Annotated in this window: 24 protein-coding genes and 1 pseudogene; 10 read left to right on the top strand and 15 right to left on the bottom strand. The window is 72.0% G+C overall.

What is annotated here, in order from left to right:
- Positions 1 to 10: 10 nt before the first annotated feature.
- The 9 genes from ABZT03_RS26365 to ABZT03_RS26325 all read right to left on the bottom strand — a co-directional run bounded on the left by ABZT03_RS26365 (position 11) and on the right by ABZT03_RS26325 (position 9,779).
- Complete coding sequence (locus tag ABZT03_RS26365) at positions 11 to 1,411, bottom strand: histidine-type phosphatase (RefSeq protein WP_356043392.1); 1,401 nt, start codon at positions 1,409 to 1,411, stop codon at positions 11 to 13.
- A gap of 37 nt (positions 1,412 to 1,448) precedes the next feature.
- On the bottom strand, positions 1,449 to 2,288 hold the full coding sequence (locus ABZT03_RS26360) for an isoprenyl transferase (protein ID WP_356043390.1): 840 nt from the start codon (positions 2,286 to 2,288) through the stop codon (positions 1,449 to 1,451).
- Positions 2,289 to 2,319: 31 nt separating this feature from the next.
- Complete coding sequence (recO, locus tag ABZT03_RS26355) at positions 2,320 to 3,066, bottom strand: DNA repair protein RecO (RefSeq protein WP_356043389.1); 747 nt, start codon at positions 3,064 to 3,066, stop codon at positions 2,320 to 2,322.
- Positions 3,067 to 3,198: 132 nt separating this feature from the next.
- Positions 3,199 to 4,173 (bottom strand): DUF6879 family protein, encoded by a 975-nt coding sequence (locus tag ABZT03_RS26350; protein ID WP_356043386.1) that lies wholly within the window; start codon positions 4,171 to 4,173, stop codon positions 3,199 to 3,201.
- A 40-nt stretch (positions 4,174 to 4,213) separates the two neighbouring features.
- Entirely contained in the window at positions 4,214 to 5,197 is a 984-nt protein-coding gene (locus ABZT03_RS26345) for an SCO2521 family protein (RefSeq protein WP_356043383.1), read from the bottom strand.
- A 1-nt stretch (position 5,198) separates the two neighbouring features.
- Positions 5,199 to 6,194, bottom strand: coding sequence for an SCO2522 family protein (locus ABZT03_RS26340; RefSeq protein WP_356043380.1), 996 nt, complete (start codon positions 6,192 to 6,194; stop codon positions 5,199 to 5,201).
- A complete protein-coding gene (locus ABZT03_RS26335) occupies positions 6,191 to 7,108 on the bottom strand; it encodes an SCO2523 family variant P-loop protein (RefSeq protein WP_356043377.1) in 918 nt (305 codons plus the stop codon). The genes ABZT03_RS26340 and ABZT03_RS26335 overlap by 4 nt, the downstream gene beginning before the upstream one ends.
- Before the next feature lie 3 nt (positions 7,109 to 7,111).
- Positions 7,112 to 8,950 carry an SCO2524 family protein gene (locus ABZT03_RS26330; protein ID WP_356043374.1) on the bottom strand — a complete coding sequence of 613 codons (1,839 nt, stop codon included), beginning with the start codon at positions 8,948 to 8,950 and terminating at the stop codon, positions 7,112 to 7,114.
- A 40-nt stretch (positions 8,951 to 8,990) separates the two neighbouring features.
- The gene (locus tag ABZT03_RS26325; protein ID WP_356043371.1) at positions 8,991 to 9,779 is read right to left on the bottom strand and encodes an SCO2525 family SAM-dependent methyltransferase; all 789 of its coding nucleotides are present in this window, start codon (positions 9,777 to 9,779) and stop codon (positions 8,991 to 8,993) included.
- Between the two features lie 175 nt (positions 9,780 to 9,954).
- On the opposite strand from ABZT03_RS26325, the gene ABZT03_RS26320 reads away from it, so the two are divergent.
- A complete protein-coding gene (locus ABZT03_RS26320; RefSeq protein ID WP_356043369.1) occupies positions 9,955 to 10,407 on the top strand; it encodes a GNAT family N-acetyltransferase in 453 nt (150 codons plus the stop codon).
- Here ABZT03_RS26320 and ABZT03_RS26315 read toward each other — a convergent pair.
- Positions 10,359 to 11,561 carry an abortive phage infection protein gene (locus ABZT03_RS26315; protein ID WP_356043367.1) on the bottom strand — a complete coding sequence of 401 codons (1,203 nt, stop codon included), beginning with the start codon at positions 11,559 to 11,561 and terminating at the stop codon, positions 10,359 to 10,361. The two genes, ABZT03_RS26320 and ABZT03_RS26315, sit on opposite strands and share 49 nt — an antisense overlap.
- 152 nt (positions 11,562 to 11,713) lie before the next feature.
- On the opposite strand from ABZT03_RS26315, the gene bla reads away from it, so the two are divergent.
- Positions 11,714 to 12,601, top strand: coding sequence for a class A beta-lactamase (gene bla, locus ABZT03_RS26310; RefSeq protein ID WP_356043365.1), 888 nt, complete (start codon positions 11,714 to 11,716; stop codon positions 12,599 to 12,601).
- On the opposite strand, the gene ABZT03_RS26305 is transcribed toward bla, so the two are convergent.
- Positions 12,594 to 13,067, bottom strand: a complete 474-nt coding sequence (locus ABZT03_RS26305) for a protein phosphatase (protein WP_356043364.1) — start codon at positions 13,065 to 13,067, stop codon at positions 12,594 to 12,596. The genes bla and ABZT03_RS26305 overlap by 8 nt on opposite strands.
- Positions 13,068 to 13,148: 81 nt before the next feature.
- On the opposite strand from ABZT03_RS26305, the gene ABZT03_RS26300 reads away from it, so the two are divergent.
- The 4 genes and pseudogenes from ABZT03_RS26300 to ABZT03_RS26285 all read left to right on the top strand — a co-directional run bounded on the left by ABZT03_RS26300 (position 13,149) and on the right by ABZT03_RS26285 (position 15,988).
- The gene (locus ABZT03_RS26300) at positions 13,149 to 13,676 is read left to right on the top strand and encodes a SigE family RNA polymerase sigma factor (protein WP_356043362.1); all 528 of its coding nucleotides are present in this window, start codon (positions 13,149 to 13,151) and stop codon (positions 13,674 to 13,676) included.
- On the top strand, positions 13,673 to 14,641 hold the full coding sequence (locus ABZT03_RS26295) for a hypothetical protein (RefSeq protein ID WP_356043359.1): 969 nt from the start codon (positions 13,673 to 13,675) through the stop codon (positions 14,639 to 14,641). The genes ABZT03_RS26300 and ABZT03_RS26295 overlap by 4 nt, the downstream gene beginning before the upstream one ends.
- Positions 14,642 to 14,912: 271 nt before the next feature.
- A pseudogene (locus tag ABZT03_RS26290) lies at positions 14,913 to 15,056 on the top strand (peptide ABC transporter ATP-binding protein); the annotation flags it as partial.
- A complete protein-coding gene (locus tag ABZT03_RS26285; protein WP_356043356.1) occupies positions 15,053 to 15,988 on the top strand; it encodes a dihydrodipicolinate synthase family protein in 936 nt (311 codons plus the stop codon). The pseudogene ABZT03_RS26290 and the gene ABZT03_RS26285, both read left to right, overlap by 4 nt.
- On the opposite strand, the gene ABZT03_RS26280 is transcribed toward ABZT03_RS26285, so the two are convergent.
- The 3 genes from ABZT03_RS26280 to leuA all read right to left on the bottom strand — a co-directional run bounded on the left by ABZT03_RS26280 (position 15,891) and on the right by leuA (position 20,028).
- Positions 15,891 to 17,237, bottom strand: coding sequence for a sialidase family protein (locus ABZT03_RS26280; protein ID WP_356043354.1), 1,347 nt, complete (start codon positions 17,235 to 17,237; stop codon positions 15,891 to 15,893). The two genes, ABZT03_RS26285 and ABZT03_RS26280, sit on opposite strands and share 98 nt — an antisense overlap.
- A 174-nt stretch (positions 17,238 to 17,411) precedes the next feature.
- Positions 17,412 to 18,110: a TerB family tellurite resistance protein gene (locus ABZT03_RS26275; RefSeq protein WP_356043352.1), complete on the bottom strand. Its 699-nt coding sequence runs from the start codon at positions 18,108 to 18,110 to the stop codon at positions 17,412 to 17,414.
- 196 nt (positions 18,111 to 18,306) lie between these two features.
- Entirely contained in the window at positions 18,307 to 20,028 is a 1,722-nt protein-coding gene (leuA, locus tag ABZT03_RS26270) for a 2-isopropylmalate synthase (RefSeq protein WP_356043349.1), read from the bottom strand.
- A gap of 338 nt (positions 20,029 to 20,366) precedes the next feature.
- Here leuA and ABZT03_RS26265 point away from each other — a divergent pair, with 338 nt between their 5' ends.
- The 4 genes from ABZT03_RS26265 to ABZT03_RS26250 are packed head-to-tail and all read left to right on the top strand — an operon-like array spanning position 20,367 to position 24,326.
- Positions 20,367 to 21,437, top strand: a complete 1,071-nt coding sequence (locus ABZT03_RS26265) for a M4 family metallopeptidase (RefSeq protein ID WP_356043478.1) — start codon at positions 20,367 to 20,369, stop codon at positions 21,435 to 21,437.
- A 21-nt stretch (positions 21,438 to 21,458) separates the two neighbouring features.
- A complete protein-coding gene (locus tag ABZT03_RS26260; RefSeq protein ID WP_356043348.1) occupies positions 21,459 to 21,725 on the top strand; it encodes a protealysin inhibitor emfourin in 267 nt (88 codons plus the stop codon).
- Positions 21,726 to 21,783: 58 nt separating this feature from the next.
- A complete protein-coding gene (locus ABZT03_RS26255; protein WP_356043345.1) occupies positions 21,784 to 23,088 on the top strand; it encodes a GH1 family beta-glucosidase in 1,305 nt (434 codons plus the stop codon).
- Positions 23,085 to 24,326, top strand: coding sequence for an MFS transporter (locus tag ABZT03_RS26250; protein ID WP_356043343.1), 1,242 nt, complete (start codon positions 23,085 to 23,087; stop codon positions 24,324 to 24,326). Before ABZT03_RS26255 ends, ABZT03_RS26250 begins: the two co-directional genes overlap by 4 nt.
- Here ABZT03_RS26250 and ABZT03_RS26245 read toward each other — a convergent pair.
- Positions 24,274 to 24,594 carry a hypothetical protein gene (locus ABZT03_RS26245; protein ID WP_356043341.1) on the bottom strand — a complete coding sequence of 107 codons (321 nt, stop codon included), beginning with the start codon at positions 24,592 to 24,594 and terminating at the stop codon, positions 24,274 to 24,276. The genes ABZT03_RS26250 and ABZT03_RS26245 overlap by 53 nt on opposite strands.
- Between the last annotated feature and the right edge of the window lie 90 nt (positions 24,595 to 24,684).

Raw genomic sequence — 24,684 nt, 5'->3', positions numbered from 1 at the left:
CTGGTCGTCCCTACGCCCGCCCGAAGCACCTCTCCAGCTCGTCCAGGTCGTAGAACACGCTGCCCCTGGTGATCGGGCGGCAGCCGGCTCTGAAGGCGGTCTCCTTCTCGTTGTAGAGCATGCGGACCAGGTAGCGGCCGTCCCTCTCGTAGACGTCCCACTGGATGTTCGAGCCGAGGGGCGCCACGGACGCACCCCGCCAGGGATTGCCGGCGTAGGTGTACGGCCGGTCGGCGGTGACCGGCTTCGTGCTGCCGGGCAGGCCCATCAGCGCGGCCAGCGGGATGATCTCCTCGGCATGGGTGAAACGGAGTTCGGCGCCCAGCGTGCCGGTGCCGGAGCGCTTCTTCTCCACCTGCCCGAAGAAGTCGTCGAGCAGCACCCCGGCCATCCGGTAGGTGATGTCGCTGTCGGCGAAGCCGGGACCCTTCTCGTAGAAGTCCTCGGTGTCGCTCAGGTACCCGAACCATGCGGCGTCGGAGGCGGAGACGTACCGCTGCATCCCCCACCCCCCGCCGCCCGGGCTCTCCTCGCTCATCGCGGGGGCGATGGCGTACAGGTTGTAGACGGCCGTCGCGGCGGCGACCTGGTCGGCGGTACTCAGACCGGCCACGAAGCCGGCCCGGAACAGGCGCCGCAGGACACCGCGGGCGGCCTGGTGGGTCCTCGGCTGGTCGGTGACGCTCCGCAGGGTGTCCGCGAGGCGCCGGTCGTTCGCGAGGTAGTCGCGGTATGCGGCGCCCCCGGCCGCCTTGTGGAAGTAGTGCAGGTCCTTGTCGGTGCGGGTGGGTCCGATGAGCGGCTTCAGGGCCGGGTCGGCGTCGGCGAGGGCACCGGCGTACAGGTCGGCGCTGTCGACGGCCCGGCCCTGCCCCGAGCTGACGACGTCGATCCTCTCGCCGTCCGCCGCGATCCTCGTGAAGAGCGACGGCAGCCGGGCCGCCGTGCGCCGGGCCGTCTCCCGCATCTCCCGCTCGCCGCGCGCGCTCAGGTCGCCGTAGCCGACCGTCGCCATGGCGTCGAGCAGGGCCCGCGTCCTCGACCCGAACTCCTCGCCCCGGCGGGTGAGCGCGCCCGCCGCCCGGGCCCTGTCCCAGAGGGCGAGGACCAGGTCGCCGTCCTCGCCGTCCGTCGCGGCGCGGGAGCCGTGCCGGGAGACGTTCTCCGTGAAGACGGCCGTGAACCCGGCGGGCGGCCGCTGGTAGTCGCGCGCGCTCTGCCGGGGGGCGTACGGCGCCTTCGTGCCGTAGCTGTCGGCGTGCGGCACGGACCGCGACGGCGCGGACTGCCGCGGCGCGGACCGTGACGGCACCGGCTGCCGGCCGGCGGCTTCCGTCTCCGCCCGCGCGGGCAGGGCGGCGGCCAGCAGGGCGCACACCGCGAGCGAGAGGGCGGGTGTGAGGCGGTTCATGAACGGATCGTCGGGGACCGTCATGAACCGCGGATGACTACGGGGTGGCCTCTCCGCCTTCCAGCGACAACAGCACCTCGTTCGGCGTGGCCCCGCCGAAGCGGCGGTCGCGGGAGGCGAACTCCACGCACGCCCGCCACAGGTCCCGGCGGTCGAAGTCCGGCCACAGCACGTCCTGGAAGACCATCTCCGCGTACGCGCTCTGCCAGATCAGGTAGTTGGAGGTGCGCTGCTCGCCGCTCGGCCGCAGGAACAGGTCGACGTCCGGCATGTCCGGGTAGTACAGGTACTTCGCGAGGGTCTTCTCGTCGACCTTCGACGGGTCGAGGCGGCCCGCCTTCACATCCTCCGCGAGGGCCCGCGCCGCGTCCGCGATCTCCGCCCGGCCGCCGTAGTTCATGCAGAAGTACAGGGTGAGCCGGTCGTTGTCCTTGGTCTGCTCCTGGGCGACCTGGAGCTCCTTGGCGACCGACTTCCACAGCCTGGGCATCCGGCCCGCCCAGCGCACCCGGATGCCCAGCGAGTCGAGCTGGTCGCGGGACTTGCGGATGAAGTCACGGTTGAAGTTCATCAGGAAGCGGACCTCGTCGGGCGAGCGCTTCCAGTTCTCGGTGGAGAAGGCGTACAGCGAGATGTTGCGCACCCCGATCTCGACCGCGCCCTGCAGCACGTCGAGGACCTGCTCGGCGCCGACCTTGTGCCCCTCGGTGCGCGGCAGCCCGCGCTCCTTGGCCCAGCGGCCGTTGCCGTCCATGACGATCGCCACATGCTCGGGGACCAGCTCACCGGGGAGCTTCGGCGGACGGGCGCCGGACGGATGGGGCTCCGGCGTGCTGTACTCGCGGCGCTGGCGCCCCAGGATCCCGCGTACGGCCATGTGCTTCTCGTCTCCTCGGTCTCGTGCTTCTCTACTTCTCCACGTAGCGCAGCGAACGCAGCCCGCGTTCCATGTGCCAGTGCAGATACGCGGACACCAGCCCGCTCCCCTCGCGGACGTACCGCGCCTCGCACGCGTCCGCGTTCTCCCAGTCTCCCGTAAGCAGCGCGCCGAGCAGTTCGAGGGTCCGCGGCGAGGGCACGACGCTGCCGGGCACCCGGCAGTCGACGCATACGGAGCCGCCGGAGGCGACGGAGAAGAACCGGTTGGGACCGGGCAGCCCGCACTTCGCGCAGTCGCCGAAGCTCGGGGCGTAGCCGTTGACGGCGAGCGAGCGCAGCAGGAAGGCGTCGAGCACGAGATGCGACGCGTGCTCGCCGCGGGCGAGGGTGCGCAGGGCGCCGACGAGCAGCAGGTACTGCTGCACCGCGGGCTCCCCCTCGTGGTCGGTGAACCGCTCCGCGGTCTCCAGCATGGCGGTGCCGGCGGTGTACCGGCCGTAGTCGCTGACGATCCCGCCGCCGTACGGTGCGATGGTCTCGCTCTGCGTGCACAGCGGCAGGCCGCGGCCGACCAGCTCGCTGCCCCGCGCGAAGAACTGCACGTCGACGTGCGAGAACGGCTCCAGCCGCGCCCCGAACTTGGACTTGGTGCGCCGCACCCCGCGAGCCACCGCGCGTACCCGGCCGTGACCGCGTGTGAGCAGCGTGATGATCCGGTCCGCCTCACCCAGCTTCTGGGTGCGCAGCACGATGCCGTCGTCGCGGAACAGACTCATGCCGTCCATTCTCACCCACGGCCAAAGCGCTCGGGGCCGGGCCGGCCGCATCGGTCACGGCGGGGCGGCCGCCGGTCCGCGGCGGGCCGCCACCGAGGCGCCGGGGCTCGCCGGGCCAGGGCGAGGGCGGGATCACGGGCCGGAGGGCTCCGGCGGGTTGGTCGCCGCGCGCAGCGGGTCGGGTAAGCCGTTGGGGCTGATGTTCCACAGCTCGGCGAAGCGCTTGACGCGTTCCCGCACCTCCTTGTGGGTGGCGTCCACCGTCGTCCAGGACGGCACGTTCATCTGGTCCGCGGTGATCTCGTAGGAGAGCGCCCCGTCGAAGATGATGAAGTCGATCATCTTGCCGCGCTGGGCGTACATCGGCAGCTGGGGCAGGGCCACGACCCGCACCTCGATGCCGATCCCCCGCTGCTCCTCGCGGAGTTGGTCCAGCAGGGCGATCTCCTCGGGGTTCCTCACCACGTGCAGCCGGCGCACCCGGACCCCGCGTTGGACCGCCTCGCTCTGCGCCTCCAGGTAGCGGCCCGCCGGCTCGCTGCTCCAGAAGTCACGGTCGACGGAGGTGGAGATGGCGTCCACGGAGATCCGCGCGCACCGGGTGAGGGTCAGCAGCCAGTCGTGGTTCTCGCCGGGGGACTTGGCGTGCAGATTGGCGAAGTTGTACATGTAGCCGGCAAGCCGGTCGATCTCCTGGTGGGCGAATTCGTGCAGGATCGTGGGCCCCTCGGCGACCACTTTCGTGGCGTGCTCGGCCAGCCGGGGCACCCCGTCGTCGCGCAGTTGCTCCACCTCGTTGAAGAGCTTGGTGGCCCGCCCGATGTCGACGAAGCGCTGCTCGACCACGGTCCTCAGCTCACCGAGCTGCTGCGCGAAGGTGATCATGAACTGGACGATCAGGATCGCGCCGCCGAACAGCACGGACACGACCACCCGCCACAGGTCGTCCTGGGAGGGGGAGATCACGTTCGTCAGGACGTAGGCCACGCCCCCGGTCACCACGGTGATCAGGAACTTCTGGAGCAGTGACCGGGCGCCGTCGTCTCTCTGGCGCTCGCCTCTGCCCGTGGGACCGGCGGCGCCGCGCGGCGGTGTCGGTGAACTCATCTCGCTTCTCCCCCCGTTGGGATGTGTCTGTGCTCCGCGATCAGGGCCCTGTCGTCTGGAGTTCGTGCCGCGGCGTCGCGGCGTGCAGGGCGAGCTGGTCACGGACGCGCTGGACCAGCGTCCGCCACTGCCGGCTGAAGCCGGGTTCCTCTTCGAGTACGTCCCACAGGGCGCCCAGGGACCGCTCGACGCGGGCCCTCGGCATCCACAGGTGCAGCAGGTGGTCGACGAGCGGGCGCAGCGTTCTCAGGGCCTGCGCCCCGTCGCTGGACCCGAGCCGGATGCCGTCGAGTTTGTCCACGACCGTCGTCAACAGCCAGTCGTGCAGGGCGAAGTCCTCGGTGAGCCCGGCCAGGGCGGCGGGGTCGGTGCCCGGCGGCACCGTCATCTCCACGAGCCGTACCCCGTCGGCGGCCACGGTGAAGCGCTCCAGCCGTGCCTCCTGTCCGTCCGGCGCGGGAAGCGCCGCCCAGCGCAGGCTGGTGGTGGGGGAGGTGAGGGGGGCCTCGTAGTCGAGGAGCCGGTGTTCGCGGGAGACCGTCGCGAGCAGCCCCTCGGCGACCGACCCGACGTCGAGTTCCTCGGGGCCCGGCTGCCGGTGCTCCGCCAGGAAAGCCTGGGCGACGCCGAGTCGGGGCAGCCTGCCGAGTGTCTCCAGCTCCCCCGGCCGGACCAGGTAGTGGCCCCACGGCCGGCGGCGGTCCGGGCCGGCGGCCGGTGCGCCGAAGTACGCCGTCGCCTGGAGGACCCGGCCCTCGGTGAGGCTCGCGCGGGCCGCCACCGTGCCGACCGCGCGGACCCTGGCCCCGTTGGCGGTGGGCAGCCGGCAGTCCACGCCCGTGAGGACCTCGGGGGAGACGGCGTGCAGGTTGGGGCGCCGGGAGACGCGGACGCGTTCGTCGGCGCGCAGCGTGAGCAGCCGCTCGGTGACGGCCGCGCTCACCGCGTCACGGCACGGCAGCAGGCAGGTGCGCACCTCGCCGCAGACGAGGACCGGGCCCGTCGTCTCCCCCGGGGCGCCCATGTCACAGCCCCGGCGGGAACACGTAGGACGTGCGCTCCACGGCGCCGGCGGGCACCGGGAACCCCTCGTCGGCGGCCCGCCGGATCACCTGGCCGAGCGCTCCGGCGTCCACCTGGGTCTGCTCCAGGACGACGCGCACGGCGTGCTCGACCGGCAGGAACCGGGCGGGCAGCACGCTGCACGTGTAGTACGCGGTGAAGGGGGGCGCGGACGGGTTGAGCCGGAGCAGTGGCGGGAGGGCGTCCCAGTCGTCGGGGAAGGCGGCCGGGTCCCAGCCGGTGGGGGTGAGGACGGCCCTGCCGTTGTCACGGAGCAGTCCGAGGCGGGCCAGTTGCCAGACGGCGGCCAGGAAGGCGCAGGACCAGGTGCGGCGGTCGGTGTTCTCGTCCCACAGCTCCACGTCCACGAAGACGGAGTGGCCGCGCGCGCCGGTCTCACTGGGGGGCTGCCAGGCGGGCGTGGCGCTCAGCGCGGCCGCCGTACGCTGGGCCGGGGCGCGGCGCCCGTTGGTGAGCCAGCCGGTCCGGCTGAGGGGTGGACGGAAGCCCCGGCTGCCGGGTGGCGGTGTCTCGACGAGCCGGCCCAGGACGAACTCGGCGAGGCCGCCGCGCTCGGGCCGGCGCGGGTCGGTGGCGGCGCAGCCGGACTCGCGGGCCAGGTAGTCGATGGTCAGACCGGCCCGCTCGGCCGCCTCGATCAGGGGCGGCAGGAGTTCGGCGGGGGTGGCCGGGCGGCTGAAGTAGTCGTCGATCAGGAAGCAGGTGCTGATCCGGGGTTTCCCGGCGCCGGGAAGCGCGGGCAGCGCGGCGCGGGCGGCGTCCACCCAGGGGCGTACCGCGGCGAAGTGCGCGCGCAGCCGTTCGGGGCCCTCGGTGACGTCCTCCATGTACAAGTGGCCGAGTTCCAGGGAGAGATGGGAGAACGGCACGGCCTCCGTGCGCGGCTGGGCGCTGGTCTCCTGGAAGACGGCGCCGGTTCCGTTTCCGGTTCCGCTCACAGTTCCCCCCAGTGCTTGTCGTCGGCCAGTCGTTCCGCCAGTTCGCCCATCGCCTGCCAGGTGCCGATGTTGGCGATCCGGCTGTCCAGCACGTCCTGGTCGGTGATGAGCTGTTCCCGCAACTGCAGGACGGGTTCCAGGGGTACGGACCCGAGCACCCTGCTCCTGCCGATCCCGAGTTCGGCGGCGACGACCTCCAGCTGTTTGTTGTACTGGCGCATCCAGGCCGACTGCGCGGGCGGCATCTGCGACCAGAGCGACGATTCGAGATCCGGCACGGCGGCCCGTACGAAACGGATCGCGCCGAGCAGCGCCTGCCGGTCGTGCCCCATTTCCTCACCGGCGCTCACGATGCCCTGTTTTCCGCTGACGAGTTCGGCGGCGGCCATGACGTGCTGCCGGGTCCAGCGGTGGTAGACCAGCCAGCGGACTTTGACGCGCCGCAACTCCTCCTGGGCGGTGGCGGCGAGTGCCAGGTCCATCGCATAGCTGCGTCCGGCGCTCAGATCGACCACGATCACGTCGAATTCACGTCGGAGGCGCAGGATCAGGTCGACGCAGCGGTGCAGGTTTTCCGTGTCGGTGACGAATTCGCCGCCGGTGCGGTCCCCGGGCAGCAGGACGAGTCGTCCGGAGCGGTCCGGTTTGTCGCGCAGGACGTAATGCTCGGTGCGTGCCCAGATGTCGACGCGCAGTGGTTCCCCGGTCTCGCCCTTCAGATAGGAGTGCAGGCCGCGTCCCTCGGCTTCCTTCAGGACATCGGGTATGTCGAAGACGGCCGGGGCGGTGGGCGAGCCGAAGTCGAAGTCGAGATAGCAGACGTCGTCGCCGTCGAGTGCCCGGCGGTAGGCGAGGTTGGCGCTCGTGACCGAGCGGCCGGTGCCTCCCTTGTCGGAGGCGGCGAACACCAGCACCCCTCACACCCCCGACCCGGTGTCCCTGGCGCGGGCCAGGGTGTCGAGCCGGCGCAGCACTCCCATGGACAGGGCGCAGGCGGTGCCCGGCTCGGTGTCCAGGAGCAGCCGGGCGCGGCGCAGGTCGGCCTCGACGCCCTTGAGTTCCTCGCCCTCCTGGCTCTTGGCCGGCGGGGCGAGTTTCATCTGCTCCTTGCCCAGCAGGTGCGTGGACTCGCTGAGCAGGGACCGGGCGAGCGCGGTGAGTTCGGCGCTGCGGATCGGCGGCTGCGTGTAGAGCTGGGAGGCGGCGACCATGCACTCGGTGACGCGTTCGGTGATGCTCCACGACAGCGGTCCGGTGCGCTCCTGCGAACTGGGGTACGCCGCGTGGACGTTGTCCCACAGGCCGACCCCCTCACCGTCGCTCACGCGCCGCCTCCACAGGTGGCCGAGGATGTCCTCGGCCAGCTGGAGGAGCCGGTCGTGGGAGGCGAGGTTGCGGGAGAGCGAGCACAGCTGGATGGTCCGCTTGAGGAGCTGCGCCGAGAAGTCCGTCATGGCCCACTGCATGGCGGGCCCCTGCCCGTCGCTCCCCAGCAGGGGCAGCGCGACTCCCGGGTTGTGCAGGCGTACGGCGGGATCGTCCCTGGTCATCCGGCTGGTGATACGGCCGCGCTCGGCGAGGCGTTCCATGATGCCGACCGTGCGGGTGAGGTCGTCGTCGGTGGCCCGGCGGCGGACCAGGTCGTGCACGAGGATGGAGGCGACGCAGAGCGAGAAGTACTCCGACTCCAGCTGCTGGCCCGTGGTCCGCCACGGGATGTCCTCCAGGGGCCAGCTGCCGTCCCCGAAGCGGGCGATGGCCGACCAGTACTGCTGGGTGATCTCCCAGCGCAGCCGCAGCGCCTCCGCGAGCCGCTGCTGTTCGGTGTTGAGCAGGGCGAGGGTCAGCGTGCGGTCCGAGAACAGGTCCTGGATGCCGTCGAGGGCGACGACGGTGAAGTACAGGTAGGGGACGGCGTCGGCGGCGCCCGAGGGCTGGACGCCGATGTCGTCGCTGGTCTCCACCTCGGGCGCGTCCCGGACCAGGCTCCAGGCCCAGCCGCACTCGAACAGCCGGTTCTCGTTGCGGAGTTGCTCCTCGACGTCGACGCCGAGGACGAGGCTCTCGCTGATGACGGCACGCAGCGCCTTGAAGCGTTCCTGGAACCGGCCGAGGACCACACGGTCCGACAGTCGCTGCTGGCCCAGGAGCCGGCACAGCGCCTGTCCCTGGCCGGACTCGGCGTCGAAGACGTTGACGGTGAAGGAGCGCAGCAGGCTCACCATGGCGGAGGTGAGGCGTTGGCTGGTGGCGTCCCAGAGTTCCTGGATCAGCCGCTGGGTGTCGGACCGGTTGGTTCTCGTGCGGTAGATCTTGAGGAAGCCGAGGGTGGCGAGGCACAGGGTGACGGACATGGAGAAGGAGTCGACCACCCCGATCTCCTGCTGTTCCTTGGTGAGTTCCTGGTCGGGGTCCTCGGACTGGAAGTAATAGCCCCCGGAGAACGTGGGGCCGACGTCACCGCCGTGATGCTTTCCCATGAATTCACTGAGAATCCGTACGAGACTTCCGGGAATCTCCGTGGGATCGCCCATCTCCTTGAGGGCCTTCTCCACGTCCTCCTGGGTGGTGTCCGGGTTGTCGAGCCGGAATTCGGGAATCTCGGTCGCCGGATACATGAGGCAGAGCAGGCGTTCGGCGTCGGCGACGCTGCTGCGGCCTCCCCATTCACCCCAGGCCCAGTCGCCACTCCTGAAAGAGTGGCCGGCAATGGCCTGCCACACGTCGAGAAGCTGAAGACGCGGCTTGATCTGCATTCCCATGCCCCCTCACACAGGTGCGAAAAAGAGACCGCTGTCAGTCGTTGCGGTGACCGCAAGCAAGGATCATTCCCGTGTACCCCTCGCGCACGAGACCGCCCGGCTTTCCGATGTGCAGGGGGTCGACGTCTCCGGCGTACTGCTTGAGCAGGTTGCGCACCTCCTGCTCGCCGACGTCACTGGCCGGGAAGTCGTGCGCGCCGACCTGGTATCCGAGGGAGTGCTCCATGAACGCGGCGGCGAACGGGGCGCCCGGTTCGAGGGCGTTCATGAAGCAGGACACCCCGCGCCGGAACTCCTCCAGCGAGGTCGTGATCGACTCCGCGACGAAGAACATCGTGCCCATGCCCCAGCGTTCCGCTTCGCCGTCCGGGCCCGCCTGACCGAGGTCGTACAGGTTGCCGCGGCGGGGTCTGACGGTCCGCCCGAACCGCGCCCGGGGGGCCGCGCCGAGCCGGCCGTAGCCCTCCTCCTCACGCAGGACGTCCCAGAACCGGTCCCAGTTGGGGTCGAAGGAGACGCGCTGGCCCTCGAGATGCGCGACGTTCGCGGCCGACCACTCGTAGAGGGTGATCTCCTCGCACCACGGGAGCATCGTGAAGGCGGGGTAGAGGTTCGGGCCCGCGCCGACATCGATACCGGTGGCGACCGTGCCGGGGTTCCGCCGGAAATGATCACCGAAGTGGTCGCGGACAGCCGAAAGGATCTCCTCGTCGTCGGGATGAAGGACGAGGTAATTGTTCCTGATGTACGCCTGGGGGTCGAAATTGTCCCAATCGACGTCGGCGTTCAGCTTATCGGCACCAGTTGGTGATCCCGGGGTCATTGGCTCAATGTAGCGCACCGCGCCCACGCGCTGTGCCAGCCAATCACGCCAGGTCCTGTTCTCACCTTGAATGACCGGATAGCGTCCGGCGAAGATAGGGGAACCTGCGCCGACACGGTCGGTATGGATATCGCACCATTGGTATGCATCTTCGAATGCTCCACAAGGGGACTACATGGCTCCTCTTCCCTCGATCAGGCCGGTCACCGCGGCGGATCTGCCGGAACTCGTCCGCCTCGACGGGCAGGCCTTCCCGTCGGGACCGTATCCGTACTTCGTCCTGCGGCAATTCCTCGACGCCTACGGTGACCATCTGCTCGTCCTCGACGACGGCTCCGGTCTGCTCGGCTACGTGTTCGCGACCGCGCCGAACGCCGACCACAGCTGGATCCTCAGCCTCGCCATCACGCCCGGCCTCCAGGGCCGGGGTCTGGGCCGCAGGCTCATGTCGGAGATCCTGGAGCGGCTGCGGTCGGAGGAGGTCAAGGAGGTCTGGCTCACCGTGGAGCCGAACAACGACACGGCGGTGCTGCTCTACCGTTCGCTGGGCTTCGTGGCGGAAGGGGCGCCCCGCCGGGACTACTTCGGTCCCGGTGAGGACCGCCTGCTGATGACGCTCGCCTTCTGACGGTAGGCACGCGCCACGGCGTGGAACGCCGCCTTCGGCTCCCGGTGCCGGCCGGAGTCCGGGTCGCCCGGGCGGCCCTCGATGGTCCTGGTGATGCCGTAGCCCGCCAGGTCGAGGTCGTGCCGCGGGTCGCCCGGCCGGTGCGGGGCGTCGGGGGTGACGAACTCGAACACCATCGCCGCGTAGAGGTTCATCGACTCGAAGACGTGCAGCAGGTCGGTCAGGTAGGCGGCCTGGACGCGCTCGCTGCGGACGGGGTGCCCCTTGATCTCCGGGGGGTCCTTGTCGTAGTCGACGATGTTCCAGCCCATGCCGGCCGTTTCGGGCGCGCCCCGGTACGCGCAGGTGCCGAACTCGGTGACGGCGAGCGGCTTGCCCCAGCGCAGGTACCGGCGCAACTCGCTTACGTAAGCGGCGGATTGGCGGTGGTAGGAGTAGTAGTCGATGCCGACGACGTCAAACAGGTCCCAGTCGACCTTGTCGTCCTGCGCGGCCGCGTAGCTCAGCCGGCCGTGGAAGACGGAGCGGCCGACCGCCGCCGCCCGCGCGGTGAAGCGGTCGAGGAGGCGCTGCGTCCTTTGCGGGTCGAAGGTGCCGTTCAGCAGGTTCTCGACGCGTTCCATGACCGTGTCGCCCGGCACGATCCCGGGCACGAACAGCCAGAACTCGCAGCCCACACTGAGGTCGACGCTCGCGCCCTGCCGGCGCAGCCGTTCCGCGAACCGGCCGGTTTCGGCCAGGTGGTCGAGGATGTCCCGCTCCGGAACGTCCCCGAGGGTCGGCTGGAGCCAGACGTGCAGTCCGCGCTCGGCGGCCTCGGCGGCGGTGGCGGTGAGGCGCTCGACGCCGTCACCGGTGACGTCGACGGTGTCGGCGTGCAGGTCGTCGCGGATCGTGCGCAGGTCGGCCCGCATCCGGGCCGGGCTGAAGGCGGTGGCCGGGCGCTCCCCCTCCCCGACGGTGTAGACCACCCCCCGGCGCGCGAGGCCGCGCCGACCCGCATCCCCATGCCCTCCCCCGGTTCCGCCCCCGTGCCCTCCCCCGGTTCCGCCCCCGGTCGCCGCCGGTCCGGCCGGCAGCACGGCCGCAGCGAGCCCGAGGGCCGCCGCCCCGGCGAGGAACTGTGCCCTGTCGATCCCCTTCGTCTTCTCCATGCCGCCACTGTGCGCGGCGCCCGGACCCGGCGCCGTCCGCCGACGGTTCACCGTGCCGCAACCAAGGAACGACATCCGGCGTCGGTCACTGAAGAGATCGACGGCCCGCTTCGACGAAGGAGAGAAAGATCCCCCGCTCCGCGAAGTCCCCGATGACCCGACGCGCCCTCCTCACGGCGGGCACCGCCGCCGCGACCACCCTGCTGGTGCCCACCGCACCCGCGCACGCCGCCGCCGGAGGAAGCGGCGGCGACCCGGTCACCGCCCGGCTGAGCGCGCTGGAGGCCGAACACGGCGCCCGGCTCGGCGTGTTCGCCCGCAACCTGGCCACCCGGCGGACCGTCCGCCACCGCGCCGACGAACGCTTCCCGCTCTGCTCCCTGTTCAAGACCCTGGCCACCGGAGCCGTCCTGCGCGATCTGGACCGGCACGGCGAGGTCCTCGCCCGTCGCGTGCGCTGGACGGCGGCCGACCTGGTGGAGAACTCGCCGGTGACGGAGAAGCACCTCGCCGACGGCATGACCGTCGCCGAACTCGCCGACGCGGCCATCCGCTACAGCGACAACACCGCGGGCAACCTCCTGCTGCGCCAACTGGGCGGCCCCACCGCCGTGACCCGCTTCGCGCGTTCCCTGGGCGACCGGGTGACCCGCCTCGACCGGTGGGAGACGGAGCTCAACTCGGCGGAGCCGTGGCGGATCACGGACACGACGAGCCCCCGTGCGAGCGGCCGTACGTACGCCCGTCTGGTCCTCGGCGACGCGCTGAACCGTCCCGACCGCGACCTGCTCACGCGCTGGCTGCTGAACAACACGACCAGCGGCAACCGCTTCCGCGCCGGGCTGCCCACGACGTGGACGGTCGCCGACAAGACCGGCGGCGGCTGGTACGGCGCGAACAACGACGTCGGTATCGCGTGGACCGAGGACGGCACCCCGCTCGTCCTGGCGGTCCAGACGACGCTGCCGGACCGCGACGCGGCGTACGACCACGACCTGATCAAGGAGACCGCGGCGCTGCTCGCGGACGCGCTCACCTGACCGGTCCGGGAAACCGCCGTACGTAGCGCCGCTGCCAGGGTGTCTCCACCGCGTGCCGGTCGTAGTGCGCGCGGACGTAGCCGACGGCCTGCTCGGGCGGCACACCGTCCAGGACGGCGAGACAGGCCAGAGCCGTGCCGGTACGGCCCCGGCCGCCGCCGCAGGCGAGCTCCACCCGTTCGTCCGCGGCCCGCTCCCACGCCTCGGCCAGCAGGGTGCGGGCCGCCACCCGGTCGGCCGGCAGCCGGAAGTCGGGCCAGCGCAGCCAGCGGGACTCCCAGGGCACCGGGGGCGGCGGGCCGCCGAGCAGATACAGGCCGTACGACGGAGCCGGCGCCCCCGGTGGCAGGGGGCGCCGCAGGCCACGCCCGCGGACCAGGCGTCCGGACGGCAGGCGCAGGACACCCGCGGCCCGCTCGCTCCACCGCGTGTCCCGCGCCCCGTCCGCTCGCCCGTCGTAGGTCACCGGACCATTCCAGCCCCACCCCGCCTCCCGGGCAACCGAATCGGTCCCCGCGGTGGTCTGGGGAGCGAGGGAGGGTGCTTGATGCAGGCCGAACAGGAAGACAGATTCCAGGAGTTCGTCAGAGCGCGGTGGTCCCATCTCGTGCGGACGGCGTACCTGCTCACCGGCGACGCGCACCACGCCGAGGACCTGACGCAGACCGCGCTGGCGAAGGCGTACCGCTCGTGGCGGCGGGTCGCGCGCAGCGACAACCCGGAGGCGTACGTCCGGCGGATGCTCGTCAACTGCAACAGCGACCGGTTCCGCAAGCGCCGGGTCGCGGAGTCGCTCACGGCGGCCCCGCCGGACGTCGCGGGGCGGGACGAGGCCGTGTCGTGGGCCGACGAGCGCAGCGCGCTGATGACCGCGCTGGCCGGACTGCCGCCCCGGCAGCGGGCGGTGGTCGTCATGCGCTACTGGGAGGACCTGTCCGAGGCGGAGGTCGCCGACGTGCTCGGCTGCTCCCCCGGCACGGTGAAGAGCCAGGCGTCCAAGGGGCTGGCGAAGTTGCGTACGTATCCCGGGCTCGCGCAGGTCATGGACGCGGCCGGACAGAAGGGCAGCAGGTGAGCGACGAGCGGGAACGGGAGCAGGACCCGGAACAGGAGCCGGAGCGGGAGCACGAACAGGAGCAGGAGCGGGACATCGAGGAGCGGGTGCGGGAGCTGCTCGCCGAGGACGCGTACACGATCCGGCCGTCCCCGGCGCCGTATCCGGCGATCCGCCGGCGGGGCACGCTGGAGCGGCGGCGCAGGATGACGGCGGCCGGGGCGGCCCTGGTGACGCTGGCAGCGGTGCCCGTGGGGGCGTACGCGGTGGGCGGGGGCCCCGGCACCGGGACGCCCCAGTCGTCGGCCGGCGCCACACTGTCCCCGAGCCCGACCCCGACGAAACCGGCACCGAAGCCCTCGGGACCCGCGGGACCGGCCACGGCGGGGCAGCTGCTGGACGGGATCACCCTCGCGCAGGCCGCGGACGGGCTCAACAAGTGCCTCGCCTACGACCGCTCCCACGAACAGGCTCCGGGCAGCCCGGACCTGGGCACGTCGGCGGGCTACCGGATCATCCTGGCGATGCGCAGCACCGGCGACTCCAACGCGCCCGGCGCGGGCGTGTACGTCGTCGCGGTGAAGGAGCGGGCGAAGATCCGGCTGGTGTGCACCGTGAAGAACGGCGCGGCCGAGGGCCTCGGCACCAGCGTCGGTGACGACAGCGCGACGTTGCCCGACGGCGGTCCGGTGTACCCCGACATGAACGGCGGCAAGCTCTACCAGCAGTCCGTCCTCGACAAGGGCAACTGGAAACTGCCGTTCCGCTGGGGGGCCATCGGCAGGGTGAAGTCCTCGGTCTCCGAGGTGACCGTCTCCTACGGTGACACCGGCGGCCGGGCCGTGCTCGACCACGGCTGGTTCGTCGCCTCCGGCATCCTGAACCAGCAGGTCACCAAGGCCCCGCGCATCAAGGGGTACGACGCCCACGGCCGCCTCGTCTACGACTCCGACCAGGACAAGTACTACGAGAAGACGCTGCCGTGACGGCACTACCGTGACGGCGTCACCGTGACGGCAGCACGGAAGCCGGGCCGGCGGGGGGCGCCGTACAGGGGTCGGCGCCCCCCGCCGGCCACGCGGCCGGACCCGCGACCTGCGGGACGCGGGTCCGCGTGCGGGCTGCCGCGCCCGTCCGGAAGGGAAGGCGTGCGCGGCGGCGGGGTTGTCGGCCGCGTCCGGACGCAAGGCGGACGCCTCCGGACGCAAGGCGCGCGAGGCGTGCGCGGCGGCGGGGTTGTCGGCCGCGTCCGGACGCAAGGCGCGCGAGGTGTGCGCGGCCGCCGCGGGGTTCTCGGCCGCGTCGGGCCCCGGACACCGCTTCCGCTGCCACCATCCCGTGGAGGAGGACGGGTCGACCCGCGACCTCGTCCGGCCCGAACGCCCCACGGAGCCCTCATGACGATCCCCGCCCCGCTGACCGGTGTCGTCCCGCCCGTCTGCACGCCCCTGACCCCGGACCGCGCGGTGGACGTCCCCTCGCTGCTGCGGCTGGTGGACCATCTGGTGGCGGGCGGGGTGAGCGGCCTGTTCGTGCTCGGCTCGACCTCGGAGGCGGCGTTCCTGACGGACCGGCAGCGGAGGCTGGTCGTGGAGTCGGTGGTGGGACACGCGGGCGGCCGGCTGCCGGTCCTGGCGGGCGCCATCGACATGACGACCCCCCGGGTCCTCGACCAGGTCGCCTCGGTGGTGTCGGCAGGCGCGGACGCGGTGGTCGTGACGGCCCCGTTCTACACCCGCACCCACCCGGCCGAGATCGGCCGCCACTTCCGCCGGGTCGCCGCCGCGAGCCCGGTCCCCGTCCTGGCCTACGACATCCCGGTCGCCGTCCACGCGAAGCTGCCCGCGGACCTGGTCCTGGACCTCGCCGCCGAGGGGGTGCTGGCCGGCCTCAAGGACTCGAGCGGCGACCTGACCGGCTTCCGGGCCGTCGTCACGGGCGCCCGCGACCACCCCGGCATCACCGGCTTCAGCGTCCTGACCGGGTCCGAGACCGTCGTCGACGCGGCCATGGCGCTGGGCGCGGACGGGGCGGTGCCCGGCCTCGCCAACGTCGACCCGCACGGCTACGTCCGCCTCGACGCCCTGTGCCGCGCCGGTGACCGGGAGGGGGCGCGGGCCGAACAGGAGCGGCTGTGCGCGCTGTTCGGCCTCGTGGGCGCCGGGGACCCGGCCCGCATGGGCGGCGGTTCGTCGGCGCTGGGCGCCTTCAAGGCGGCGCTGCACCTGCGGGGTGTCATCGACTGCCCGGCGACGGCGGAGCCCCAGGTGCCGCTGTCGCCGGACGAGGTGGCACGGGTGCGCGGGTTCCTGACGGCGGCCGGCCTGCTGTGACGGACGGCGCCCCGCCCTCACCGCCGCCCGCCGTGAGGGACGGCGCCCCGCCCCCGCCGGGGCCGCGCAGCTCGGTCACGTCCACGCGCCGGAACTCGATGGTGTCGTACGTCCCCGTGTCCCCCGTCTCGTACAGCACCCCGACCGTGCCCCGGCCGACCCGGACGAGGTCGGAGTACGCGGCCCGCTGCCGGGACAGGGTGACCGCCTTCGTGAAGGTCGCCCCGCCGTCCACGCTGCGCCACAGCGCCATCTCCCGCCGGGCGGTGGGCACCGACGGCCCGGAGAACAGCAGCAGCCCGCCGAGCCGGTCGAGGTGGAGGACGCTGCCCTGCACCACCGGCACGTCGTCGAGCGTGGGCTGCGCGGCGTAGGGGCGGTCCAGGCTCCGGGCGCCGTCGCTCGAATAGCTGTCGAGACGGTTGCCCGGGCTGCTGCCCGCCTGGTCACGCGCGCTGAAGTACAGGCGTCCGTCGGGGAGTTGGGCGGCCGAGGACTCGTTGGCGTTGGTGACGCCGTCGTAGGTGCCGTCGACGAAGCCCAGCCGCCAGCTGCGCCCGCCGTCGTCGCTGTAGATCGCGTGGCCGCCGTAGTACCGGGACTCGCGGCCGGTGTCGGGCGAGCCGGCCGGTGGCGCGGCCGAGTGGTTGGCGGGGACGACCAGCCGGCCGGCGTGCGGCCCGCGGGTGAGGGCCACCGCGTGTCCGGGTCCCGTCGCGTACCAGCGCCAGCCGGCCGGCTTGACCTGCCGGGTGATGTCCCGGGGCGCGGAGAAGTCCCGGCCGTCGTTCCCGCTGCGCTGCACGAACACCCGGCGGCCGTGTTCCGGCGGAACCTCGCCGCGCATGATCTGCGCCTCCGTCACCGTCCCGCTGTTGAAGGACGTGAGGAGGACGACCGCGCCCGTGCGCGGGTCGACGACCGGCGCCGGGTTGCCCCGCGTGTCCCCGTCCCCGGCCGCCACCACCTGGAGCGGGCCCCAGGTGCAGCCGCCGTCGGTGGAGCGGCGCAGCACGACGTCGATGTCGCCGGTGTCCCCGGCGCCGTGCCGCCGGCCCTCCGCGAAGGCGAGGAGCGTGCCCCGGCGGGTGGTGACGGCGGCCGGGATGCGGTACGTGGCGTACCCGTCCCGGCCCGAGACGTAGGGGACGGAGGACACGCACCGGGTGGCGGCCGAGGAGGTGTGCGGAGCGGTGAACGGGGTGAGGAACACCGCGGTCACGAGCAGGGCGCGGCTCAGGAGGGCCATCGAGCTCCCTTACGGGCGGGCGGACACCGACTGTCCGCCCCATGTTTCCCGCCCCCGCCGCTCCCGCCCGGCACGGCGCGCGGGCCAGGCGGGGCGCGCCGCGGCATCACCCCCCGGGAAGCGCGGGGAGTGCGGCAGGCGCGGGGAGCGTCGCAGGCGCGGGCGCCGACGGGCTCAGGACGGGGTACGGGCCGCCGCCAGCAGGCGGGTGACGTCGTCCGCGCAGATGGTGAGGGCGGCACCGACGGTGGTGAGGGCCTCGCGTTCGGCGGGGGTGTAGGGGCCGTCCGCCAGAGCGATGCGGGCGCCCTGGAGGAGGATCGACTCGCGGCCGGCGGGGGCGAGGTGCGGGGTCAGGGGGTCCAGGGCCTCGTGCAGCTCTATGGCGAGCCCGGCGCCGCAGGCGCGGCCGTAGACCCGGCCGGTGTCGGCGGCCAGGGCCTCCACCAGGGCCTCCAGTTGCTCCTCCGTGCAGTCGTCGAAGCCGGCGGCGCGGACCGTGCCGGCGGCGGCCTCCAGGGCCGTACGGGCACCGGTGCCGCCGGCCGCGAGGACGGCGAGGGCGACGGTGTGGACGGCGTCGCGGAGCATCGCGGAGAAGCGGGTGGTGGTCGGGTGGTCGAGGACGTCGGTGCCGAAGTGGCGGCGGCAGGCGGCGCACTCGACGACGGGGCCGGTCTCGCCGCGCGGCAGCACGGGCACGCCGAGCAGGGTGAAGCGGCGGCGGCCGGTCAGCCGCTGGTAGTTGCGGTCGCCTCCGCAGCCGGGACAGAAGAACTCGCCGTCACCCACCGGTGTCCATGCGACGCGCGTGCCCAGCAGGCGCGCAAGCCTGGCGGCACCACGGTCGTCTCGTCCCCGTACTGGCAGCACGTCGCACCTCCGTTACGCCACGGCAACATCGCCGCGCTTGCGTGATGTTAGCCACATCGGCGAGTCGGAGTCAGCACCCTGGACGAGACCTGCTCGTGACCTCCACTCGGAATGGCCGGTATACGACGGGGCCCCGCCCGCCGGGTGACGGCGGGCGGGGCCCCTGTGCAGCCGGACGAATCCCCGGTCAGGATGGTCAGCGGGTCGCTCGGTTGACGGCCGAGACGACCGCCTTCAGGGAGGCGCGCGTGGTGTTGGCGTCGATGCCGATGCCCCAGAGAATCTTGTCGTCGATCGCGCATTCGATGTAGGAGGCGGCCTGAGCGGAGGCTCCCTCGCTCATCGTGTGCTCCTGGTAGTCGAGCAGGCGTACGTCGACACCCACGCTTGCCAGGGCGTCGAAGAAGGCCGAGATCGGACCGTTGCCGGATCCGGTGAGGACGGTGTCCTCGCCGTCGACGGTCGCTTCCACCGTCAGCGTGTCGACGCCGTCGGTGTCCGTGGTCGACTGGCCGTTCTTGACCTGAATGCGACCCCAGGCGTTCTCGGGGTTGGGCAGGTACTCGTCCTGGAAGGTCGCCCAGATGTCCTTCGGCGTGACCTCGCCGCCCTCGGCGTCCGTCTTCGCCTGGATCAGCCGGGAGAACTCGATCTGCATCCGGCGCGGCAGGTCCAGCTTGTGGTCGTTCTTCAGGACGTAGGCGATACCGCCCTTGCCGGACTGCGAGTTGACGCGGATGACGGCCTCGTAGGAGCGGCCGACGTCCTTCGGGTCGATCGGCAGGTAGGGGACCGCCCACTCCAGGTCGTCGACGGTGACGCCCTTGGCGGCTGCGTCGGCCTCCATGGCGTCGAAGCCCTTCTTGATGGCGTCCTGGTGGGAGCCGGAGAAGGACGTGTAGACCAGGTCGCCCACGTACGGGTGGCGCGGGTGGACCTCCATCTGGTTGCAGTACTCCCACGTTCGACGGATCTCGTCGATGTCGGAGAAGTCGATCTGCGGGTCGACGCCCTGGGAGAACAGGTTCATGCCCAGGGTGACCAGGTCGACGTTGCCGGTGCGCTCGCCCTGCCCGAACAGGCAGCCCTCGACGCGGTCGGCGCCGGCCATCAGCGCCAGCTCGGCTGCCGCGACCGCCGTACCGCGGTCGTTGTGCGGGTGGATCGACAGGCAGACGTGCTCGCGGCGGGAGAGGTTGCGGCCCATCCACTCGAAGCGGTCGGCGTGTGTGGACGGCGTCGAACGCTCCACGGTGGCGGGCAGGTTGAGGATGATCTCGCGGCCCGGGCCGGGCTGCCAGACGTCCATGACCGCCTCGCAGACCTCCAGGGCGAAGTCCAGCTCGGTGTCGGTGAAGATCTCCGGGCTGTACTGGTAGCCGAACTCCGTCTCCGGGCCCAGGTGCTTCTCGGCGTACTCCATGACCAGCCGGGTGCCGTCGACGGCGATCTGCTTGATCTCGTCCCTGGACCCGCGGAAGACCACGCGGCGGAAGACGGGGGCGGTGGCGTTGTACAGGTGGACGGTCGCGCGGCGGGCGCCCTTCAGCGACTCCACCGTCCGCTCGATCAGGTCCTCGCGGGCCTGGGTCAGTACGGAGATCGTCACGTCGTCGGGGATCGCGCCGGGCTCCTCGACGATGGAGCGCACGAAGTCGAAGTCGGTCTGGCCGGAGGCGGGGAAGCCGACCTCGATCTCCTTGTAGCCCATGGCGACCAGCTGGTCGAACATCCGGCGCTTGCGCTCGGGCGACATGGGGTCGATCAGGGCCTGGTTGCCGTCACGCAGGTCCGTGGAGAGCCAGCGGGGGGCGACGGTGATCCGGTTCTGCGGCCAGGTGCGGTCCGGGATGTCGACCTGGTCGTACTGCCCGTACTTGTGGATCGGCATGTGGCTGGGCTGCTGGCGGTTCGCCATGATGCGGGGGCTCCTCGAAGGCGGGTCCTGAAGGACGGCCGACGGCGCAACGCCAGAACTCCGCGGGGAGGGGGTCGGCCTCGGTTACAGGCCCTCGCCGCGGCAGCTAAGGAGGAGAAGCAGCCCGATACGCATGATGCTCCGCAGCCTAGCCGAGCCGCGCCGGACGCGAGGGCCCGTATCAGTATGCGGGATCACGTCGGCTAGAAGGGGCGAAGGGGACAAAAAGTGCTCCATACCACTCCACCACGGAGCGTGACGTTTGTTGTCCGCACATTTCACCAATCATGGTGGCGGGTAGTGACACAGTGATAACTCAGTGCAAGGGTGCGGGCATGATGAAGACCAACGGGGGCTTCGAGCCCGTCTTCTGCACCGTCGTACCGCCCCACGTCCTCGACCGCCTCGCCCGCAGCGCGGACCCCGCGATCGCCGGCGCGGCCCAGCGCACCCTGGTGCGCGACGCCCAGGAACGCGCCCGCCGCCGGGTGACCGCCGAGTACGGCCTCGCCGCCGCCCCGGCCACCAAGGCGCCCGCCGACCAGCCGCTGCGCACCCTCTACGACGCCCGGCACGGCACCTCCCTGCCCGGCACCAGGGTGCGCGGGGAGGGCGAGGAAGCCGGCCAGGACGCCACCGTCGACCGCGCCTACGCCGGTCTCGGCGCCACCTTCGACCTCTACCTCCAGGCGTACCGGCGCCACTCCATCGACGGGGACGGCCTGCCCCTCGACGCGACCGTGCACTACGACGAGCACTACAACAACGCCTTCTGGAACGGCGAGCAGATGGTGTTCGGCGACGGCGACGGCGAGATCTTCCTCGACTTCACCATCCCGGTCGACGTCATCGGCCACGAACTCACCCACGGCGTCACCCAGCACACCGCGAACCTCACCTACTACGGCCAGCCGGGCGCCCTCAACGAGTCGATGTCGGACGTCTTCGGCTCGCTCATCAAGCAGTACACGCTCGGCCAGACCGCCGCCGAGGCCGACTGGCTGATCGGCGCCGGCCTGCTCGCCCCCGGCGTCACCGGCACGGCCCTGCGCTCCATGAAGGAACCGGGCAGCGCCTACGACGACGACGTGCTCGGCAAGGACCCGCAGCCCGCGACGATGGACGGCTACGTCCGCACCGGCCGCGACAACGGCGGGGTCCACATCAACTCGGGCATCCCCAACCACGCGTTCTACCTGACCGCCACCGCGCTCGGCGGCCACGCCTGGGAGCGGGCCGGACAGCTCTGGTACGACGTCCTGACCGGCGGCGACCTCACGGAGCGGGCGTTCTTCGGCGACTTCGCCCGGCTGACCGTCGAGGCCGCGCGCGAGCGCTACGGCGCCGGCGGCGAGGAGATCCAGGCCGTGACCAAGGCGTGGGAACAGGTGGGGGTGCGGATTCTGTGACTCCGTACTAGACAGGGACCCATGCGTATTCAGGTGAGTCGCACGGGCGGGTTCGCGGGCATCGAGCGCCGTGCCGAGGTCGACACCTCGGGACGGCCCGACGCCCGCGAATGGCAGGCCCTGGCCGAGCAGGCGCTCGCCGCCGGCCGGGGCACACCCGTCCAGGGCGTGCCGGACGGTTTCGTGTACGAGATCACGGTGGACGGCCGGACGGTCCACGCGGCCGACCCACGACTGACGGAGGAGCAGCGCCGGCTGATCTCGCGGGTGCTGAAGGAGGGCGCGTAACTCGTTGTTCACGCCCGCCCGTTGACTTCTGTTACCGCTGGTACGGATGATCCGGCGCATGGCGACGAACCCGATACCCCAGTTCCCGGCAGGCTTCCTGTGGGGCGTCTCGACCTCGGCCCACCAGATCGAGGGGGCGGTGGACCTGCGCGGGCCGTCCGTGTGGGACACCTTCACCGCCGAGCCGGGCCGGGTGAAGGACGGCTCGACGGCGGCGGTGGCCTGCGACCACTACCACCGCTACGGCGAGGACGTGGCGCTGCTGGCCGGCCTCGGCGTGGACGCGTACCGCTTCTCGGTCTCCTGGCCCCGGGTGAACTCACCGGGCGGCCTCGACTTCTACGACCGGCTCGTCGACGCCCTGCTGACCGCGGGCGTACGGCCCGTGCCGACCCTCTTCCACTGGGACCTGCCCGCCGAACTGGACTGGCTGGAGCGGGACACGGCGTCGCGATTCGCCGACCACACCTCCGTGGTGGTGGACCGGCTGGGCGACCGGGTGAAGAAGTGGATCACCCTCAACGAGCCCGCCGAACACACCCTGCTGGGCCACGCCCTCGGCACCCACGCCCCGGGCCGGCAGCTCCTCTTCGACGCGCTGCCGGTCGCCCACCACCAGCTGCTGGCCCACGGCCTGGCCGTACGGGCCCTGCGCGCGGCCGGCGCCACCGACATCGGCGTCGCCAACTCCCACGGCCCGACCTGGCCCGCGTCCCGCGAACCCGCCGACCTGGAGGCCGCCGCCTTCTACGACGTCCTGCTCAACCGCTTGTTCGCGGAGCCGCTGCTGCTCGGCGAATACCCCGAGGGCCTGGGCGAGTTGATGCCGGGCGACGTGGCCTCGGACCTGAAGGTGATCTCCGAGCCCCTCGACTGGTACGGCGTCAACTACTACGCCCCCACCAGGGTCGGCGCCCCGCAGGGCACCGAGATCGAGTTCGGCGGGATCACCATGCCGGCCGAACTCCCCTTCTCCGTCCGGGAGATCGAGGACGTACCGGTGACCGACTTCGGCTGGCCGGTGGTCCCCGAGGGACTCACCGAGCTGCTCACCGGCTTCAAGGAGCGCTACGGCGACCGCCTCCCGCCGATCGTCGTCACCGAGAACGGCTGCTCCTACCCCGGCCTCGACGACCAGGACCGGATCGCCTACCTCGACGGCCACCTCCGTGCCCTGCACCGGGCGGTCGAGGCGGGGGTCGACGTCCGCGGCTACTTCGTGTGGTCGCTGCTGGACAACTTCGAGTGGGCGGAGGGCTACGAGCGCCGCTTCGGCCTGGTCCACGTGGACTTCGAGACGCTGGAGCGGACCCCCAAGGCGTCGTACGGCTGGCTGCGGGACGTCCTGCGGGCGCAGAGATGACGACGACGGCGCTCGCCGAGCCCGTCGAACGGGTCGGCAGAGGCTGGGCGTCGGCGCTCTCGCTCGCCAACGGAGCGATCTGGGTGGGCTGGTACGGCCCCCTCCAGATCCTGCTGGCCTCGCAGTCGGAGGACTTCGCCCCCGGCACCGGCATGTCCAAGGAGACGCTGCTCGCCTGGGTGACCGGCGCGGGCGCGGTGGTGTCGCTGGTCGCCAACCCGCTGTTCGGCGCCCTGTCGGACCGGACGACGGCCCGCTGGGGCCGCCGTACGCCCTGGATCGTGGCCGGGGCGGCGGGCGGCGCGCTGTCGCTGCTGCTGCTCGCCGGGGCGGGCGGGGTGTGGACGATGGCGGCGGGCTGGTGCCTGGTCCAGCTGACCCTGAACGCCGCCTTCGCGACGGTGACGGCCGCGGTGCCCGACCGCGTGCCCCGCTCCCAACGGGGTTCGGTGGGCGGCTGGTTGGGAGCCGCGCAGATCCTGGGCGTGGTCGGCGGGACGGGCCTGGCCACGGTCGCCGGCGGCACCGGGGCGGGTTACGCGGCCTGCGCGGTGTTCACGGTGGTGGGCGTCCTGCCGTACGTCGTGCGCTACGAGGATCTGCGGCTGGCGCCGGCGGACCGGCCGCCCTGGTCCTGGCGCGGCTTCCTGGCGGGCTTCTGGCTGAGTCCGCGCCGCCACCCGGACCTGGGGTGGGCCTGGCTGACCCGCTTTCTGATCAACCTGAGCAACGCGCTGGTGCTGTTGTACCTGCTGTACTACCTGCGCGACCGCCTGCACCACGACGACCCGGAACAGGGCGTGCTGATCCTGACCGCCGTGAACGGCGTGACCCTGCTGGCCACGGTCGTCGTCGGGGGCGTCTGGTCGGACCGGGTCGGCCGCCGCAAGCCGTTCGTGATCTGGTCGGGCGTACTGATGGCGGTGGCGACGGCGGCCCTGGCCGGCTGGCAGACCTGGCCGGGCGCGATCGTCGCGGCGGCCGTCCTCGGCATCGGCTTCGGCGTGTTCACCTCGGTGGACTTCGCCCTGATGACGGACGTCCTGCCCACGGCCCTGGACCGCGGGAAGGACCTGGGCGTCATCAACGTGGCCAACGCCCTCCCCCAGGTCGCCGCCCCCGCCCTGGCCGCCCCGATCGTGACCTACCTGGGCGGCTACCGGATGCTGTACCTGGTGGCGGCGGTCATCGGCCTGGCGGGAGCGCTGCTGGTACGACGGATCCGGGGGGTGGACTGAACCAGGTCCAGCCCTTCCGGCGAACATCCAGCCCCTGCGGCGTCACATCCAGCCCCTCCGGCGTTTGAGGAGCGGGGGTCCGGGGGCGGAGCCCCCGGGTTCGGTCCTCCACCAGGGCATCCTCCTCGGCCTGCCGGGCGGCGCGGGCCTCGGCGCCGGCGATCCACCGGTAGTAGCCCGACCGGGAGACCTGCAGCACCCGGCACAGCCGCTGCACACCGAAGTCGTCGGCGTGGGCGGAGATGAAGTCCCAGCGGCGGGCCTTCACTTCATCTCCCGGGCAAAATACTGGGCCGCCCGGCGCAGGATCTCCCGCTCCAGTTGCCACTCCTTCTCCGCCCTGACCAGCTGGGCGTTC

Source organism: Streptomyces sp. NPDC005574 (assembly GCF_040605435.1).
GTDB lineage: Bacteria > Actinomycetota > Actinomycetes > Streptomycetales > Streptomycetaceae > Streptomyces.
This window is presented reverse-complemented; position numbering and strand designations above follow the sequence as displayed.